Annotated in this window: 16 protein-coding genes; 6 read left to right on the top strand and 10 right to left on the bottom strand. The window is 41.9% G+C overall.

Annotation, left to right across the window (positions count from 1 at the left end):
- The first annotated feature begins 126 nt into the window (after nt 1-126).
- Entirely contained in the window at nt 127-2172 is a 2046-nt protein-coding gene (metG, locus tag L4C32_RS08630; RefSeq protein ID WP_428196468.1) for a methionine--tRNA ligase, read from the top strand.
- Nucleotides 2173-2252: 80 nt separating this feature from the next.
- Here metG and pyrF read toward each other — a convergent pair whose 3' ends face one another.
- The 6 genes from pyrF to cmk all read right to left on the bottom strand — a co-directional run bounded on the left by pyrF (nt 2253) and on the right by cmk (nt 7425).
- Complete coding sequence (pyrF, locus tag L4C32_RS08625) at nt 2253-2948, bottom strand: orotidine-5'-phosphate decarboxylase (RefSeq protein ID WP_428196467.1); 696 nt, start codon at nt 2946-2948, stop codon at nt 2253-2255.
- Nucleotides 2949-2991: 43 nt separating this feature from the next.
- Nucleotides 2992-4161 (bottom strand): lipopolysaccharide assembly protein LapB, encoded by a 1170-nt coding sequence (gene lapB, locus L4C32_RS08620; protein ID WP_428196466.1) that lies wholly within the window; start codon nt 4159-4161, stop codon nt 2992-2994.
- A 6-nt stretch (nt 4162-4167) separates the two neighbouring features.
- Nucleotides 4168-4467: a LapA family protein gene (locus tag L4C32_RS08615; RefSeq protein ID WP_428196465.1), complete on the bottom strand. Its 300-nt coding sequence runs from the start codon at nt 4465-4467 to the stop codon at nt 4168-4170.
- A gap of 123 nt (nt 4468-4590) precedes the next feature.
- The gene (ihfB, locus tag L4C32_RS08610) at nt 4591-4875 is read right to left on the bottom strand and encodes an integration host factor subunit beta (RefSeq protein ID WP_428196464.1); all 285 of its coding nucleotides are present in this window, start codon (nt 4873-4875) and stop codon (nt 4591-4593) included.
- A 68-nt stretch (nt 4876-4943) separates the two neighbouring features.
- On the bottom strand, nt 4944-6611 hold the full coding sequence (gene rpsA / locus L4C32_RS08605; RefSeq protein WP_428196463.1) for a 30S ribosomal protein S1: 1668 nt from the start codon (nt 6609-6611) through the stop codon (nt 4944-4946).
- 115 nt (nt 6612-6726) lie between these two features.
- Nucleotides 6727-7425 carry a (d)CMP kinase gene (gene cmk, locus L4C32_RS08600; protein WP_428196462.1) on the bottom strand — a complete coding sequence of 233 codons (699 nt, stop codon included), beginning with the start codon at nt 7423-7425 and terminating at the stop codon, nt 6727-6729.
- 228 nt (nt 7426-7653) lie between these two features.
- Between cmk and L4C32_RS08595 the strand changes: the two genes are divergently transcribed.
- A complete protein-coding gene (locus tag L4C32_RS08595) occupies nt 7654-8157 on the top strand; it encodes a M48 metallopeptidase family protein (protein WP_428196461.1) in 504 nt (167 codons plus the stop codon).
- Nucleotides 8158-8197: 40 nt separating this feature from the next.
- On the opposite strand, the gene aroA is transcribed toward L4C32_RS08595, so the two are convergent.
- Together aroA and L4C32_RS08585 are read right to left on the bottom strand one after the other, a co-directional pair.
- Nucleotides 8198-9478, bottom strand: coding sequence for a 3-phosphoshikimate 1-carboxyvinyltransferase (aroA, locus tag L4C32_RS08590; protein ID WP_428196460.1), 1281 nt, complete (start codon nt 9476-9478; stop codon nt 8198-8200).
- A gap of 116 nt (nt 9479-9594) precedes the next feature.
- Nucleotides 9595-10053 (bottom strand): outer membrane lipoprotein, encoded by a 459-nt coding sequence (locus L4C32_RS08585; RefSeq protein ID WP_428196459.1) that lies wholly within the window; start codon nt 10051-10053, stop codon nt 9595-9597.
- A gap of 30 nt (nt 10054-10083) precedes the next feature.
- Between L4C32_RS08585 and aat the strand changes: the two genes are divergently transcribed.
- From aat to infA, 3 genes are all read left to right on the top strand, one after another.
- Entirely contained in the window at nt 10084-10812 is a 729-nt protein-coding gene (gene aat, locus L4C32_RS08580) for a leucyl/phenylalanyl-tRNA--protein transferase (protein ID WP_428196458.1), read from the top strand.
- On the top strand, nt 10805-11500 hold the full coding sequence (locus L4C32_RS08575) for an arginyltransferase (protein WP_428196457.1): 696 nt from the start codon (nt 10805-10807) through the stop codon (nt 11498-11500). The genes aat and L4C32_RS08575 overlap by 8 nt, the downstream gene beginning before the upstream one ends.
- Nucleotides 11501-11586: 86 nt before the next feature.
- Entirely contained in the window at nt 11587-11805 is a 219-nt protein-coding gene (gene infA / locus L4C32_RS08570) for a translation initiation factor IF-1 (protein ID WP_005600159.1), read from the top strand.
- A gap of 74 nt (nt 11806-11879) precedes the next feature.
- Here the strand turns inward: infA and clpA are convergent, their stop codons facing one another.
- Both clpA and clpS read right to left on the bottom strand, forming a co-directional pair.
- On the bottom strand, nt 11880-14141 hold the full coding sequence (gene clpA / locus L4C32_RS08565) for an ATP-dependent Clp protease ATP-binding subunit ClpA (RefSeq protein WP_428196456.1): 2262 nt from the start codon (nt 14139-14141) through the stop codon (nt 11880-11882).
- 45 nt (nt 14142-14186) lie between these two features.
- Nucleotides 14187-14507: an ATP-dependent Clp protease adapter ClpS gene (gene clpS / locus L4C32_RS08560; protein ID WP_428196455.1), complete on the bottom strand. Its 321-nt coding sequence runs from the start codon at nt 14505-14507 to the stop codon at nt 14187-14189.
- A 482-nt stretch (nt 14508-14989) separates the two neighbouring features.
- On the opposite strand from clpS, the gene cspD reads away from it, so the two are divergent.
- A complete protein-coding gene (cspD, locus tag L4C32_RS08555; RefSeq protein ID WP_428196454.1) occupies nt 14990-15211 on the top strand; it encodes a cold shock domain-containing protein CspD in 222 nt (73 codons plus the stop codon).
- The last annotated feature ends 19 nt before the right edge of the window (nt 15212-15230 follow it).

The following is a 15230-nucleotide window of genomic DNA, read 5'->3' as shown; positions in this document are numbered from 1 at the left end:
CTCGATATTGGAAATATTTGATTATCTTATCATATTGTAACGCCTTCGCAGCTAGGCATTACCGCTTCTATCAGGTACTATTTAACGATATTTTTCACCCATCAACAAAGAAGCGAAATTAGAAATATGGCTACAGATCCAAGAAAAATGCTGGTTACTTGTGCTCTTCCATACGCAAATGGTTCGATTCACTTAGGTCATATGCTTGAACATGTTCAGGCTGATATTTGGGTCCGTTACCAACGTTTACGTGGCAATGAAGTGCACTTTATCTGTGCTGATGATGCGCACGGCACACCAATCATGCTAAAAGCTCAACAGATGGGTATCGAACCTGAGCAGATGATTGCTGACGTGAGTAAAGAGCACCAAGCAGATTTTAGTGGATTTGATATCAGCTTTGATAATTATCACAGCACTCACAGTGATGAAAACCGTGAGTTGGCTTCTCATATCTATTTAACGCTGAAAGCGAACGGTTATATTCAAACGCGCACCATCTCTCAGTTATTTGACCCTGAAAAAGAGATGTTCCTTCCTGACCGTTTTGTCAAGGGCACGTGTCCAAAATGTAAATCAGAAGAGCAGTATGGCGATAACTGCGATAATTGTGGTGAAACCTATAGTCCAACAGATTTAATCAATCCCAAATCAGCGGTATCAGGTGCTACGCCTGTAATGAAGGATTCTGAGCACTTCTTCTTTGACCTGCCTCAGTTTGAAGGCATGCTTAAAGAGTGGACCAAATCAGGCGCTCTGCAAAAAGAGACCTCAAACAAGATGCAAGAGTGGTTTGAATCTGGTCTGCAACAGTGGGATATCTCTCGTGATGCTCCCTACTTCGGATTTGAAATTCCAGGTGAAACGGGCAAGTTCTTCTATGTTTGGCTCGATGCCCCAATTGGATACATGGGCTCTTTCAAAAACCTATGTGACAAACGTGATGACCTAAGCTTTGATGAGTTCTGGCGTAAAGATAGTTCAACAGAGCTTTACCACTTCATTGGTAAAGACATTGTCTATTTCCACAGCCTATTTTGGCCTGCAATGCTAGAAGGTGCTGGTTTCCGTAAACCAAACAATGTGTTTGTACACGGCTATGTCACTGTAAATGGCGCTAAGATGTCAAAATCTAAAGGGACGTTTGTTAAAGCCGCTACCTATCTTCAGCACTTGGATCCTGAATGTCTGCGTTACTACTACGCCGCTAAGCTCAATAGTCGTATTGATGATCTTGATCTTAACCTTGAAGACTTTACCCAACGTGTTAACAGTGATGTAGTCAATAAGATTGTGAACCTTGCTTCACGTAATGCAGGCTTCATTGCAAAACGATTTGATGGCAAGTTATCCAGTAACTTCTCTGAACCTGAGCTCTATGCAGAATTTGTTGGCGCCGCTGATCGTATTGCTGATGCTTACGAGTCACGCGAGTTTAGTCGTGCTATACGTGAAATAACGGCACTGGCTGACAAGGCAAATCAATATGTTGATGAGAAGGCACCTTGGGTTGTTGCTAAAGAAGAAGGAAAAGAGCAAGAGCTACAAGATATCTGTTCTGTTGGAATCAACTTGTTCCGTGTTCTTATTGCCTATTTAAAACCTGTTATGCCTCAATTGGCTGAACGTACCGAGGGCTTCCTCAACGAGACGTTAACATGGGAATGTATTGAACAGCCATTGGTTGATCATGAAGTGACTAAGTTTAAAGCTCTGTTTGCTCGTATTGACCCGGTGAAAGTTGCCGCAATGGTTGAGGCATCGAAAGCAGATGCCGCTGCAGAACAAGCAGCAAAAGAAGCCGCGCAGCCAGCTAAAGGTCCACTGGAAGAGGAACCTATCGAAGCTGAAATTGAGTTTGATGACTTTGCTAAAGTGGATATGCGTATTGCTAAAATTATCTCTTGCGAAGAGGTACCTAAAGCGAATAAGTTACTTAAATTCCAACTTGATATTGGTGGCGAAACCCGTCAGGTATTCTCTGGGATTAAATCCGCTTATAAACCAGAAGATCTCATCGGAAAACACACGGTGATGGTGGCTAACTTAAAACCTCGTAAAATGAAGTTTGGCATGTCTGAAGGCATGATTTTAGCAGCAGGCCCAGGTGGAAAAGAGATTTGGATCTTAGAGCCTCATGAAGGCGCTCAACCTGGTATGCGTGTTCTATAACATCTAGGTTAAATACGATAAAAAATGCCGAGCAACTGCTCGGCATTTTGTATTCATTATTATAGTTAACGAACCAATATTTAGACTAAAGTGGCATTAATCGCTGCTAATACGTTTGCTGGCGATGCCGCTTGAGTAATAGGACGACCAATCACTAAATAGTCAGAACCTGCTGTAACGGCTTCATAGGGCGTCATGATTCGCTTTTGATCGCCAACGGCACTACCCGCTGGGCGAATACCCGGAGTTACCAATTTAAACTCACTACCTACTTCACTTTTCAGCAGAGCAGACTCATGTGCAGAACAGACAACCCCGTCTAAACCACACTGCTTGGTTAATTTCGCTAAACGTAAAACGTGCTCTTGTGGAGCCACATTGATACCAATTCCAGCTAGATCCTGCTGTTCCATGCTGGTTAATACGGTAACACCAATAAGCAGCGGACGATCTTTACCATATGGCTCAAGAATCTCACGCGAGGCTGTCATCATGCGCTCACCACCACTGGCGTGCACATTCACCATCCATACCCCTAGCTCTGCAGCTGCAGCGACAGCTTTTGAGCAAGTATTTGGAATATCATGAAATTTAAGATCGAGGAAAACTGAAAAACCCCGTTTGTGTAGCTCTCGAACAAAATCTGGGCCAAATAGAGTGAACATCTCTTTGCCAACTTTTAATCGACAACTAGACGGGTCAATTTTATCGACAAAATCAAAGGCATCTGATTGGTTGTTATAATCGAGTGCAACGATAACTTTAGGGTCTAACATTCGGTCTCCAATTTCTATTATTTTTAATACTGTGTCGATTGAGTTACTCGCCATCTAACCCTTTAATCGGTTTGACGGAACCCCACCCTCGACAAGAGGGGCAATGCCAATAGAGGGCTTGGGTTGAAAAACCACACTTTCGACACTGGTAATGTGGTTTCATTTTTAACTGTTCGCCTACTAGACTTCTCAGCATGGTTAAGCTTTTTTTCGCTCGGCCCTCTTCAGCCTCTAATAGGTGATAATTCATTAATCGATAAAACCCTTTCATCGTCGGGTTTTTTACTAATTGCTTGGTCATGAAGCCCTGGGCAACTTCCAAGTTTTCATGTCGTGAAATTAAATCAGACATCATCAGTTCAGCAGTTGCACCCGATTTTTTATCAATGCACGCTTTAAGGAAATTTAATAACCCGGCTTCATCTTTCTCTCTTTCATAACACTCTAGCAATAACGGTAAGGCTTCACTGATGAAATCAATATCTTGATCAAAGATGAGCTCTAGCTGCTTGATTGCGGCTTTATCTTTATTCTGATCGATATAGAGCTTAGCCAGCATAATGCTTGCTCGAACACAGTCAGGATCGGTGGATAACGCGCGTTTAATGTTCTGCTTGGCTTTATCATTATTGCTGTCTGATAGCTCTATTAATGCAAGTTCACACCAGTAATGTGCGATGTCTTTTTTGATGGTTTTTTTGCCAGTTTTTGCCAGTTTGGTAGCATAAAAAATGGCTTTATCCCATTCTCGAGTCTGTTGATAAAGCGTCACTAATTGAGCCAATGCAGCATCTTTATGTTCGGGTTCATCAATGAGCTGCTCAAAGATTTTTTCTGCCCGATCAAAGAACCCAGCAACCATATAGTCTTTGGCTAGTTGTTGAAGCGCGATATTTCTCTGCTCGATAGTCAGACTAGATCGTGCAATGAGGTTTTGATGAATTCGAATAGCGCGGTCAACTTCACCACGGCTGCGAAATAGATTACCTAAAATGAGGTGGGTATCGATGGTCTCACTGTCTACTTGTAACAGTTCGATAAAATGATCTACGGCTTTATCCGATTGATCAGAAAGTAGCATGTTCAAACCCGCCACATATTGACGTGACAGGTGATTGGTCTGTTTTTGACGTTGATGACGAGCATTTCTATTACCCATATACCAACCGTATGCGGCGGCAATAGGTAATAAGAGAAACAACAGCTCAAGCATTAACTCTTATCCCTTTTGGTTTTGCGTATTTTCTGGCGTAATACGAAGTTTATCGAGTTCACGTGTCTGCTTTGTCATCTGTTTTTTCAAACGTCTTAAACTGAATCTCGCTTTAAAATACAAACCACCACAAATTAACCAACCCACTCCAAACCCCACGCCGAAGAAAATCGACAATAGTGTGGATAATTGAAACTCACCTTGAGCTATTAAATAGTTAAATTGTACTGAGATCTGATTCTGAGCCCCAAACGCTACTGCGATAAGGAAGAAGGCTACTAAAAGTAATACAGTAATAATTTTCACTTGCTATCCTCTAGTCTTCATTTCTAATCTACCGATTATGCAGCAATTTTTGATTTCAAACCATGCATTCATACAAAAAAAAACGGCATACTAAAAGTATGCCGTTTATATCAGCCAGTGGCCTTAACTATTTATGTTCACACGCTCGCGCAACTCTTTGCCCGGCTTAAAGTGAGGAACGTATTTACCGTCCAGCTCTACTTTGTCACCCGTTTTCGGGTTACGACCTAAACGTGGCTCTCGATAGTGCAGAGAGAAACTGCCAAAACCACGAATCTCGATGCGATCACCGCCTTCTAGAGTCGTTGCCATTTGCTCAAGGATTTCCTTGACTGCATCTTCTAGCTCTTTAGCTGAAAGATGGGTCTGTTGACTACATAGCCTTTCAATTAATTCAGACTTTGTCATAAACTCCCTCGTCTTATTTGCTATTGCTTATCGAAAGAGAAGAGAGCGCAAGGCTCTCTCCAACATTTTTAGTTTTTAGCTGCTTTGAAAGCATCAGCCATAGCGCTACCGAATGCACTATCGTCTTGCTTGTTCAGAGTAGCCATTGCTTCTTTCTCGTCAGCTTCGTCTTTCGCTTTAACAGAAAGGTTGATTACGCGGTTCTTACGGTCAACACCTGTGAACTTAGCTTCAATGCTATCGCCAACGTTAACGATTAGAGATGCATCTTCAACACGGTCACGTGAGATTTCAGAAGAACGGATGTAACCTTCTACGTTAGCAGCAAGTTCAATTGTTGCGCCTTTAGCGTCAACAGCAGAAACAGTACCAGTAACTAGAGTGCCTTTCTTAATGTCTGCTAGGTAGTTGTTGAATGGGTCTTCTTCCATTTGTTTAACACCTAGAGAAATACGCTCACGCTCAGCGTCAACAGCTAGAACAACTGCAGAGATCTCGTCGCCTTTCTTAAAGTCACGAACTGCGTCTTCGCCAGAAGCATCCCATGAAATGTCAGATAGGTGAACTAGACCGTCGATGCCGCCGTCAAGACCGATGAAGATACCGAAGTCAGTGATAGATTTGATCTTACCAGTAACTTGGTCGCCTTTAGCTTGAGCTTCAGAGAAGGTCTGCCAAGGGTTAGCTTTACACTGCTTAAGGCCTAGAGAGATACGACGACGTTCTTCGTCGATATCAAGAACCATAACCTCAACTTCATCGCCAACATTGACAACTTTAGAAGGGTGGATGTTCTTGTTAGTCCAGTCCATTTCAGATACGTGTACAAGACCTTCAACGCCTTCTTCGATTTCAACGAAGCAACCGTAGTCAGTAAGGTTAGTAACACGGCCAGAAAGTTTGTGACCTTCTGGGTAACGCTTAGCGATAGCAACCCATGGATCTTCGCCAAGTTGCTTAAGACCTAGTGAAACACGAGTGCGCTCACGATCGAACTTAAGAACTTTAACATTGATCTCATCACCAACATTTACGATCTCAGATGGGTGCTTAACACGCTTCCAAGCCATATCTGTGATGTGAAGAAGACCGTCTACGCCGCCAAGGTCAACGAACGCACCGTAGTCAGTAAGGTTCTTAACGATACCTTTAACTTCCATGCCTTCTTGTAGAGAAGCAAGTAGCTCATCACGTTCAACACTGTTTTCAGATTCGATAACAGCACGACGAGAAACAACAACGTTGTTACGCTTCTGGTCTAATTTGATTACTTTGAACTCTAGTTCTTTACCTTCAAGGTGAAGAGTGTCACGTACTGGACGTACGTCTACTAGAGAACCCGGTAGGAATGCACGGATTCCGTTAAGTTCAACTGTGAAGCCGCCCTTAACCTTACCGTTGATAACACCCATAACCGTCTCAGCGTCTTCGTATGCTTTCTCAAGTTGGATCCACGCTTCATGGCGCTTAGCTTTTTCACGAGAAAGTTGAGTTTCACCGAAACCATCTTCGATAGCGTCTAGAGCAACATCTACTTCAGAACCAACTTCAACTTCAAGTTCGCCAGTAGCGCTCTTGAACTGCTCGGCAGGAATAGCTGATTCAGATTTAAGGCCAGCGTCTACAAGAACGAAACCGTTCTCAATAGCTACTACAGTACCTTTAACAATTGCACCAGGGCGTGTTTCGATTTCGTTCAGTGACTCTGCAAAGAGTTGAGCAAAAGATTCAGTCATTATTAATCTTCTAATAAATAAACGTCCATGGGTATCCTACCGCATGGGGTTGAAAAAAAAGTTAGTTATCATCCTTGCAACTAACACTCGCTACTTACCTATTCTAACCCAAGCCCTAAAGAGCAGGGGTAATGGCAAGCTTTGATTCTATATAAGAGAAGGCTTTATCAGTCACTTCTTCAATCGTCATCGACGTTGAATCAAGCACCAAAGCATCCTCTGCCGGACGTAATGGAGCAACCGTTCTATTACGGTCGCGATCATCACGTTCCTGAATTTCGCATAAAAGGCGGTCAAATTTAACATCTAAGCCTTTCCCTTGCAACTGCTTCATCCTTCGCTGAGCGCGCTCTTCGGCACTGGCATCAAGAAATATTTTCACTTCCGCGTTTGGAAAAACAACCGTTCCCATATCACGTCCATCGGCTATCAAACCTGGAGCCACTTTAAAGGCTCTCTGCCTACGCAATAATGCCTCTCTTACTCTTGGTAACGCAGCAATTTTTGATGCTAGGTTACCCGTTTCTTCTTTACGAAGGTCAGCAGAAACATCTTCACCTTCTAGAATAACCTTTACCAGCTCACCTTCCGCTTTAAACTGCACATCTAAGTTTGCCGCTAAAGCAACAAGAACGGCTTCGGCTTCTGACTCTGTATCAACACCATGGTGAAGAGCAGCCAACGCCAATACTCTATAAATCGCACCAGAATCTAACAGATGATAATTGAGCCTCTCCGCTAGCAGCATACATAATGTACCTTTACCGGCACCGCTAGGGCCATCAACAGTCACTACAGGTGTATCGCTAGACATTGACTCTCTCCAATTCATTTTAATTGCAAACCGTTTTCGGCTCTTAAGACAGAGCAATGAATAATTCACTCTGTTCTTGCGGCTGCATATTATACGCAATAAAATGAATTCTGATACTGATAAATTGTTTCAAAATTATTTAACCAGCTGAAATACAACGAAGCTTATTGATTAAATTATAGGACAATTTATCTCCTACGCCACTTTGCTCAGAGAAAGATAGACTTAATGACTTCACTTACATACTTACAAGGCTACCCAGATAAGGTGCTTGAACAGGCTCAATCACTTGTTGACCGTGATCAGCTAGGTGCTTGGTTGCTTAATAAATACCCACAGCCACACTCAATAACGACTGAAAAAGCCCTATATAGCTACGTAATGGACCTAAAGAATCAGTACTTAAAAAAATCCTCACCACTCAGTAAAGTCGCCTTTGATGGCAAGATAGGAAAAGTACACCAAGCACTTGGTTTGCATACTTATGTCAGTAGGGTGCAAGGTAATAAACTAAAATCTAAGAATGAATTACGGGTAGGAACCATTTTTAAGACAGCACCAGAGCCGTTACTAAAAATGATCGTTGTGCATGAATTAGCCCATTTAAAAGAGAAAGAGCATAACAAAGCATTTTATCAGCTTTGCTGCCATATGGAACCAAACTACCATCAGCTTGAACTCGATACTCGCCTATTTCTGACTTATCTAGATAACAATAAAAACCTCTATTAACAGCCACTACACCAGTGGCTGTACATTTATAGAGGGCAATTTACTGACTTAATCCCACTAACTTATCAAAGTAGTCAGGGAAGGTTTTTGATGTGCACTTAGGATCATTAATGGTCACCGGAGTATCACTGAGCGCCACCAGAGAAAAGCACATGGCAATTCGGTGGTCATCATAAGTATCAATCGCAGCATGCTGCAGTTGTTTAGGCGGAGTAATGGTAATGAAGTCATCACCCTCTTCAACGATGGCACCCACTTTCCTTAGCTCGGTTGCCATAGCAAAAAGACGGTCTGTCTCTTTTACGCGCCAGTTGTATACATTACGTATCGCTGTCGTGCCCGTCGCAAACAGTGCTGTTGTTGCTATGGTCATCGCAGCGTCTGGAATATGATTAAAGTCCATATCAATAGCGGTGAGGTTACCCACGCGTGAGATAATGTAATCATCCCCCCACTCAATGTCAGCCCCCATTTTTTCAAGTGCATCTGCAAACTGAACATCGCCTTGAATGCTCTTCTTACCGATGCCAGTCACTTTTATTTCCCCTCCCTTAATTGCTGCAGCAGCAAGAAAGTAAGACGCAGAAGAGGCATCACCTTCAACTAATAGTTCACCTGGTGAGGTATATTGCTGATTAGGCTGAATGACAAACTCTTGATAGTTATGGTTAGTAACAGTCACACCGAACTGAGCCATGATATGTAAAGTAATATCAATATAGGGTTTTGAAACCAAATCACCTTTAATCACGATTTTTGTTTCATGTTGAGCCAGTGGTGCTGACATTAAAAACGCAGTTAAAAATTGACTAGAAATCGAACCATCAATCTCTACAACTCCGCCATTTAGGCCCGTCCCTTTAATTTTTAGAGGTGGGTAGTTATCATTTTCTAAATAGGAGATATCTGCGCCAGCAGTTCGAAGCGCATCCACTAAATGGCCGATTGGACGCTCTTTCATTCTTGGCTCGCCCGTAAGTTCGAACTCACCGGTTCCTAAGCAGAGTGCAGCGGCTAACGGGCGCATCGCTGTTCCCGCATTCCCTAAAAATAGTGTTTGTGCATGTGAACAATCAAACGCTTTACCTAAACCAATCACTTCACAAATGGTTTTATCATCTGAGAGGGTAAAATCCACGCCAAGTTGCTTTAGAGCCGTTAGCATGTGACGAATATCATCGCTGTCTAATAGATTGGTAAGGCGAGTTGTTCCTTTTGCGAGTGCCGCTAATAGCAAAGCTCGATTTGATACACTTTTTGATCCCGGTAGGTTCACTACACCTTGAACTTTTGAGATGGGTTTTAACGTCAAGCTTTCCATGATTGTTGTACTCTTCCTATCATTAATGATCTGTCGCTATCATTCTAATATCTAATTATCGTTATTCCAGAGTACCCTAAAACTGTGACGATATTCCAGCAATGATATCGACTTATTTAATAGTTTTTATCCACCCTAACACCATCATCAAAATAGAGGATTCTCACGGCGTCCGCTTTTTTGAAGCTCATGGAAGAATCCACATCTTGTATTACATTAATTAACTGCCCATCGTCAGTTTTAATCAGTAACTCAACCAATTTAAACTCTCGTATGTTTACTTTACCTTGCTGCTGATTTCTCGCGATTCCCGCACCAATAACCGTCCCAGCGACTGTCGCAACCTCTTTACCGTGTCCTCCGCCAAATTGATTACCCACTAAACCACCAATAACCGCACCTAAAAGGGTGTGCCAGCCATTTGCTTTTGATTCAGTGACCTCTTGCTGAGAGATATACCTAACGGCATCGACATGGCCAAAAACGACCTTATTGACAGGCTTTGCCACATTTCGCTCGTAACCTGCTGAGACAAGCAGAGGGAAAAGTAATAATATAACTAACCAATTTTTCATCTTTTATAACCCTTATTATTAAGGCCAGCCATGACCTACTATTTGCCAGAGCTTAAACCATCGTCTATTGAGTTTCCCTCGCCCTCTCAAGCGATGTCGGAACCTAATGGGCTGCTTGCTTTTGGTGGAGACTTACAACCTGAACGACTACTCAGTGCTTATCAACATGGGATATTTCCATGGTATAGCGATAATGACCCTATCATGTGGTGGAGTCCAACTCCACGAGCGGTCATTGATCCAAAGACATTCTCTCCTGCTAAAAGTTTAATTAAATTTCAAAAAAAAGCACGTTACATAGTCACAATCAACCATACAACGCATTCAGTTATTGAGTTATGTGCCGCATCACGAGGCAGTGACGGCACTTGGATTACCCCTGAGATGATCGATGCATATCAAACACTCGCCAATCAACGTATTTGTCACTCTGTCGAAGTGTGGGAAGAGCAAGAGCTAATTGGAGGCTTATATGGTATTCAAATAGGCACTCTTTTTTGTGGCGAATCTATGTTCTCACTCAAGAGTAACGCGTCTAAAATTGCCCTATGGTATTTTTGTCATCACTTCTCTAATCAGGGTGGAGAGCTTATCGATTGCCAAATGACGAATCCTCACCTCAGTACGCTTGGTGCCACTGAACAAACAAGAGATTCATTTATGGCCACGCTATCTTCACTAAAGGATAAAAAGGTGAGTATTGACTGTTACTCCAGACAAGTCATCCCTTCCCCATCAAGGAAAAATACTCATGAATGACTCTCAAACCTTACAAGTGGGTCTCACGCAGCCCCATCAATGTAACTATCTTGCTCATCAACAAGAGCGATTAGCGGTGGTGATGGATCTTCCTTGGCATTCAAAAGCGGGTTATGAAATCTTGCTTGCCTCGGGATTTCGACGAAGTGGAGAGACAATTTATACTCCAAAGTGCGAACAGTGTAGTGCGTGCCAATCATTACGTGTCGACTGCCTTCACTTCTCTCCATCTAAAAGCCAAAAAAGGGTCAGTAAGCAGATTCAGCACTTCGATTTCGTATTAAAAAAGGAGCTAGACAGTCATTGGTTTGAGCTTTACGAACACTATATAGCAGCGAGGCATCAATCAGGGAGTATGTTCCCAGCTAATAAAGCGCAGTTTTTAACCTTTATTGATAATCAATGGCTTGCTCCTAGGTATTTACACATTTATGAAGATGATAAATTGATTGCTGTCGCGATAACCGATGTGGTTGATAATGCCATGAGTGCGTTATATACCTTTTTCGATACCAGTCATCCACTATCAATGGGTACCGCGGCCATACTGTTGCAAATCAAAATCGCTCAACAATTAGACATCAAGTGGTTATATCTTGGCTTTCAAATTGATGAATGTGCAGCAATGAGCTATAAAGTTCGCTATAAACCCAATCAAAAGCTAGTAAATGGTGAGTGGCTTGGTTAAAATGCAGCACAAACTTTACATATGTTAATTTTGAAGGCATTATCTGCCAGTCAAAATATAAGCCTAAGCGCTTTCAAAGAGGATTCATGGCAAAAGAAGACGTAATTGAACTACAAGGTACAGTACTGGATACTCTACCAAACACTATGTTCCGTGTTGAACTAGAAAATGGACACGTAGTTACAGCTCACATCTCAGGTAAGATGCGTAAGAACTACATCCGTATCCTTACTGGTGATAAGGTAACGGTGGAGATGACTCCTTACGACCTATCAAAAGGCCGTATCGTCTTCCGTGCTCGTTAATCTTCTGAACTAATTCAGAATAAAAAAAACCCAGCCTATGCTGGGTTTTTTATTATCTGGTCATCAATACCAATTTAATGCACAGCTTCAACTTGGTTACTGAAATCAAAGGTTAACTCGCCTTTTTTCAGCCCAACTTTCACCGTACCACCGTTAACTAATTCACCAAAAAGCAGCTCATTAGCCATTGGTTTTTTCAAGCAATCTTGAATGACTCGAGCCATAGGTCTTGCACCCATTGCCCTATCGTAACCTTTATCCGCCAACCACTCTTTTGCTTTAGCTGACACTTCCATGGAAACGCCACGCGCATCTAACTGAGCTTGAAGCGCCACAATGAATTTATCAACGACTTGAGTAATCACTTCTTTATCAAGATGATTAAACCAGATGATATTATCAAGACGGTTTCTAAATTCAGGCGAGAAAGCTTGTTTAATTTCATTCATCGCATCGTGGCTATGATCCTGCTGAATAAGACCAATAGATTTTCTGATCGTTTCAGCAACACCTGCATTGGTGGTCATAACAAAAATAACATTTCTGAAGTCCGCTTTTCGTCCATTGTTGTCCGTTAATGTACCATTATCCATGACTTGTAATAACAGATTAAAGACATCAGGATGCGCTTTTTCTAACTCATCCAAAAGGACCACTGAGTGTGGATTTTTAATAACCGCATCCGTTAATAGACCACCCTGCTCATACCCGACATAACCAGGAGGTGCACCAATTAAGCGGCTGACGGTATGTTTTTCACCATACTCAGACATATCAAAACGCAGTAGCTCAACCCCTAAGGCTTTGGCAAGTTGAACCGTCACTTCGGTTTTACCTACTCCGGTCGGCCCAGCGAATAAGAAAGAGCCTACGGGTTTATTATCTTCACCAAGACCTGCACGGCTTAGCTTTATAGCTTCGCACAACACACTGATCGCAGGATCTTGACCAAACACCAACATCTTCAACTTATCATCCAGCTTTTTCAGCACATCACGATCGGATGAGGAGACTGATTTTTCAGGAATGCGAGCCATTTTTGCAACCATCGCTTCAATATCTGCCACGCTAATGGTTTTTTTACGGCGGCTAATTGGCGTTAATCGACAACGAGCTCCAGCTTCATCAATGACATCGATAGCTTTATCGGGTAAATGACGTTCATTAATGTATTTCGCAGAGAGTTCTACCGCAGCACGCAGGGCTTTATTGGTATATCGAATCTGATGGTGGGCTTCATATTTACTTTTTAAACCAATCAATATCTTAGTCGTGTCATCAATAGATGGCTCAACCACATCAATTTTTTGGAATCGGCGAGCCAACGCACGCTCTTTTTCAAATATGGTGCTGTGCTCTTGGTACGTAGTCGAACCGATGCAGCGTAACTTGCCACTACTAAGCAATGGTTTAATTAAATTCGCTGCATCAACTTGCCCGCCCGAAGCCGCTCCAGCACCAATGATGGTATGAATTTCATCAATAAAGAGAACCGCGTTGTCCTCTTTTTCTAGCTGCTTAAGGATCGCTTTAAATCTTTTTTCAAAGTCGCCACGATACTTTGTTCCAGCAAGTAATGAACCGATATCTAAAGAGTAGATAACACAGTTCTTTATTACGTCAGGAACTTGCTCCTCTACTATCCTCCAAGCGAGTCCTTCCGCAATAGCCGTTTTACCAACACCGGCTTCACCAACCAATAAAGGATTATTTTTACGACGGCGGCACAACACCTGAATCGTACGTTCAACCTCTTGCTCTCGACCAATAAGTGGATCAATTTCACCATTGCGCGCCAGGTGATTTAAATTGGTTGCAAAATTTTCGAGTTTATCTTCAGAAGAGACTTCAACTTTTATCTCTTCGCCAACATCAGAGTCAGAGATGCTCTCGTCAGACTCCTCTTTTGTAGAACCATGTGAAATATAGTTAACAATGTCTAAGCGGCTAATATCATTTTTTTTCAATAAATAAGCAGCATGAGATTCCTGCTCACTAAAAATGGCGACAAGTACATTAGCACCGGATACTTCATTTCGCCCAGAGGATTGTACGTGGAAAACAGCTCGTTGGAGTACTCGTTGAAAGCTTAGTGTTGGTTGGGTTTCGCGATTTTCATCTTCTATAGGAAGAAGTGGCGTGGTTTGGTCTATAAAGGCATCGAGCTCTTTAGCCAATATCTCAGTGTCCGCTCTGCATGCAAGCAGTGCTTCATTAGCTGCACTGTTCTCTAAAAGCGCGAGAAGTAGATGTTCAACAGTCATGAACTCATGACGTTTATCTCTCGCTCTTGCAAAGGCCCCATTTAGACTTATTTCAAGTTCTTTATTCAACATAGGCTCTCCCCTTAATCCACAAAAATAGAGCGTAGAGGAACAAACCTAAGCTTGTTCCATTGTACATAACAGTGGATGTTCATGCTCTCGTGCATACGCATTGACTTGAGCTACCTTAGTCTCAGAAACTTCAGCAGTGAAAGTTCCGCAAACTGCTTTACCTTCATAATGTACTGTTAGCATTAACTCTGTCGCTTTTTCTAAGTCCATGGAGAAAAATTTATCTAATATTTCAATGACAAAATCCATCGGGGTGTAATCGTCATTATTAAGAATGACTTTATACATCGGCGGTGGTTTAACAGCAGTTTCCTCTCGTTCTAATAAATCAGTATCGAAAGAACCCCAGTCGTAGCTTTTACTCATGGTCGTGACAACTTTATATCGTTAATTAGAAGACAAGTACCTAATCTATTTATACACTTTTCCGCCTCTTTTGAACAGTCTGTATAAATATAAAAAAATCATCTGCATACTCTTTAGCTTAGTTTCATATTTATCAATTCGAGTCGATTTTTTCACATTTATTTTTTTCATATGAGTTTTGTCAATTCTGATAAAAAAATGAGCGGCATTTATCCGTAATCAAGGCTGAAAAAACACAGTTATAAACGTCTTTAGCTTGATTTTACTAAAACTATCATCTACCGCTTACTATCAATATTGTTAATCGCATTTGTGATACTTTGCGTGATTGTTAAAATTTATGACTCTCAAGCCTTGACTGAGTGTGCAGTTTTACTAGAGTGTATAAGTCAAACGTATTTCTCACATCAATGAGTTAGGGAAATTATTGCTGTGGGTAAATATTTAGATACAAAAATTTAATATGCAGAGGGATGTATAGCATGGCAACTGGTACAGTAAAATGGTTCAATAACGCAAAGGGTTTCGGCTTTATTTGTCCAGAAGGTGAAGACGGAGATATTTTTGCTCACTATTCAACTATACAGATGGAAGGCTACCGTACTTTAAAAGCTGGACAACCTGTAACGTATGAAATCCACGAAGGTCCTAAAGGATCTCATGCCAGCGAAATCAAACCTTTGGAAGTCGATGCTGCAAAATAGAGTATTCTTCATGGTTAAC

The sequence above is a fragment of the Aliivibrio kagoshimensis genome, from assembly GCF_050337105.1.
GTDB lineage: Bacteria > Pseudomonadota > Gammaproteobacteria > Enterobacterales > Vibrionaceae > Aliivibrio_A > Aliivibrio_A kagoshimensis.
The sequence above is the reverse complement of the archived record's forward strand: the minus strand, read 5'-3'. Positions and strand labels throughout refer to the sequence as shown.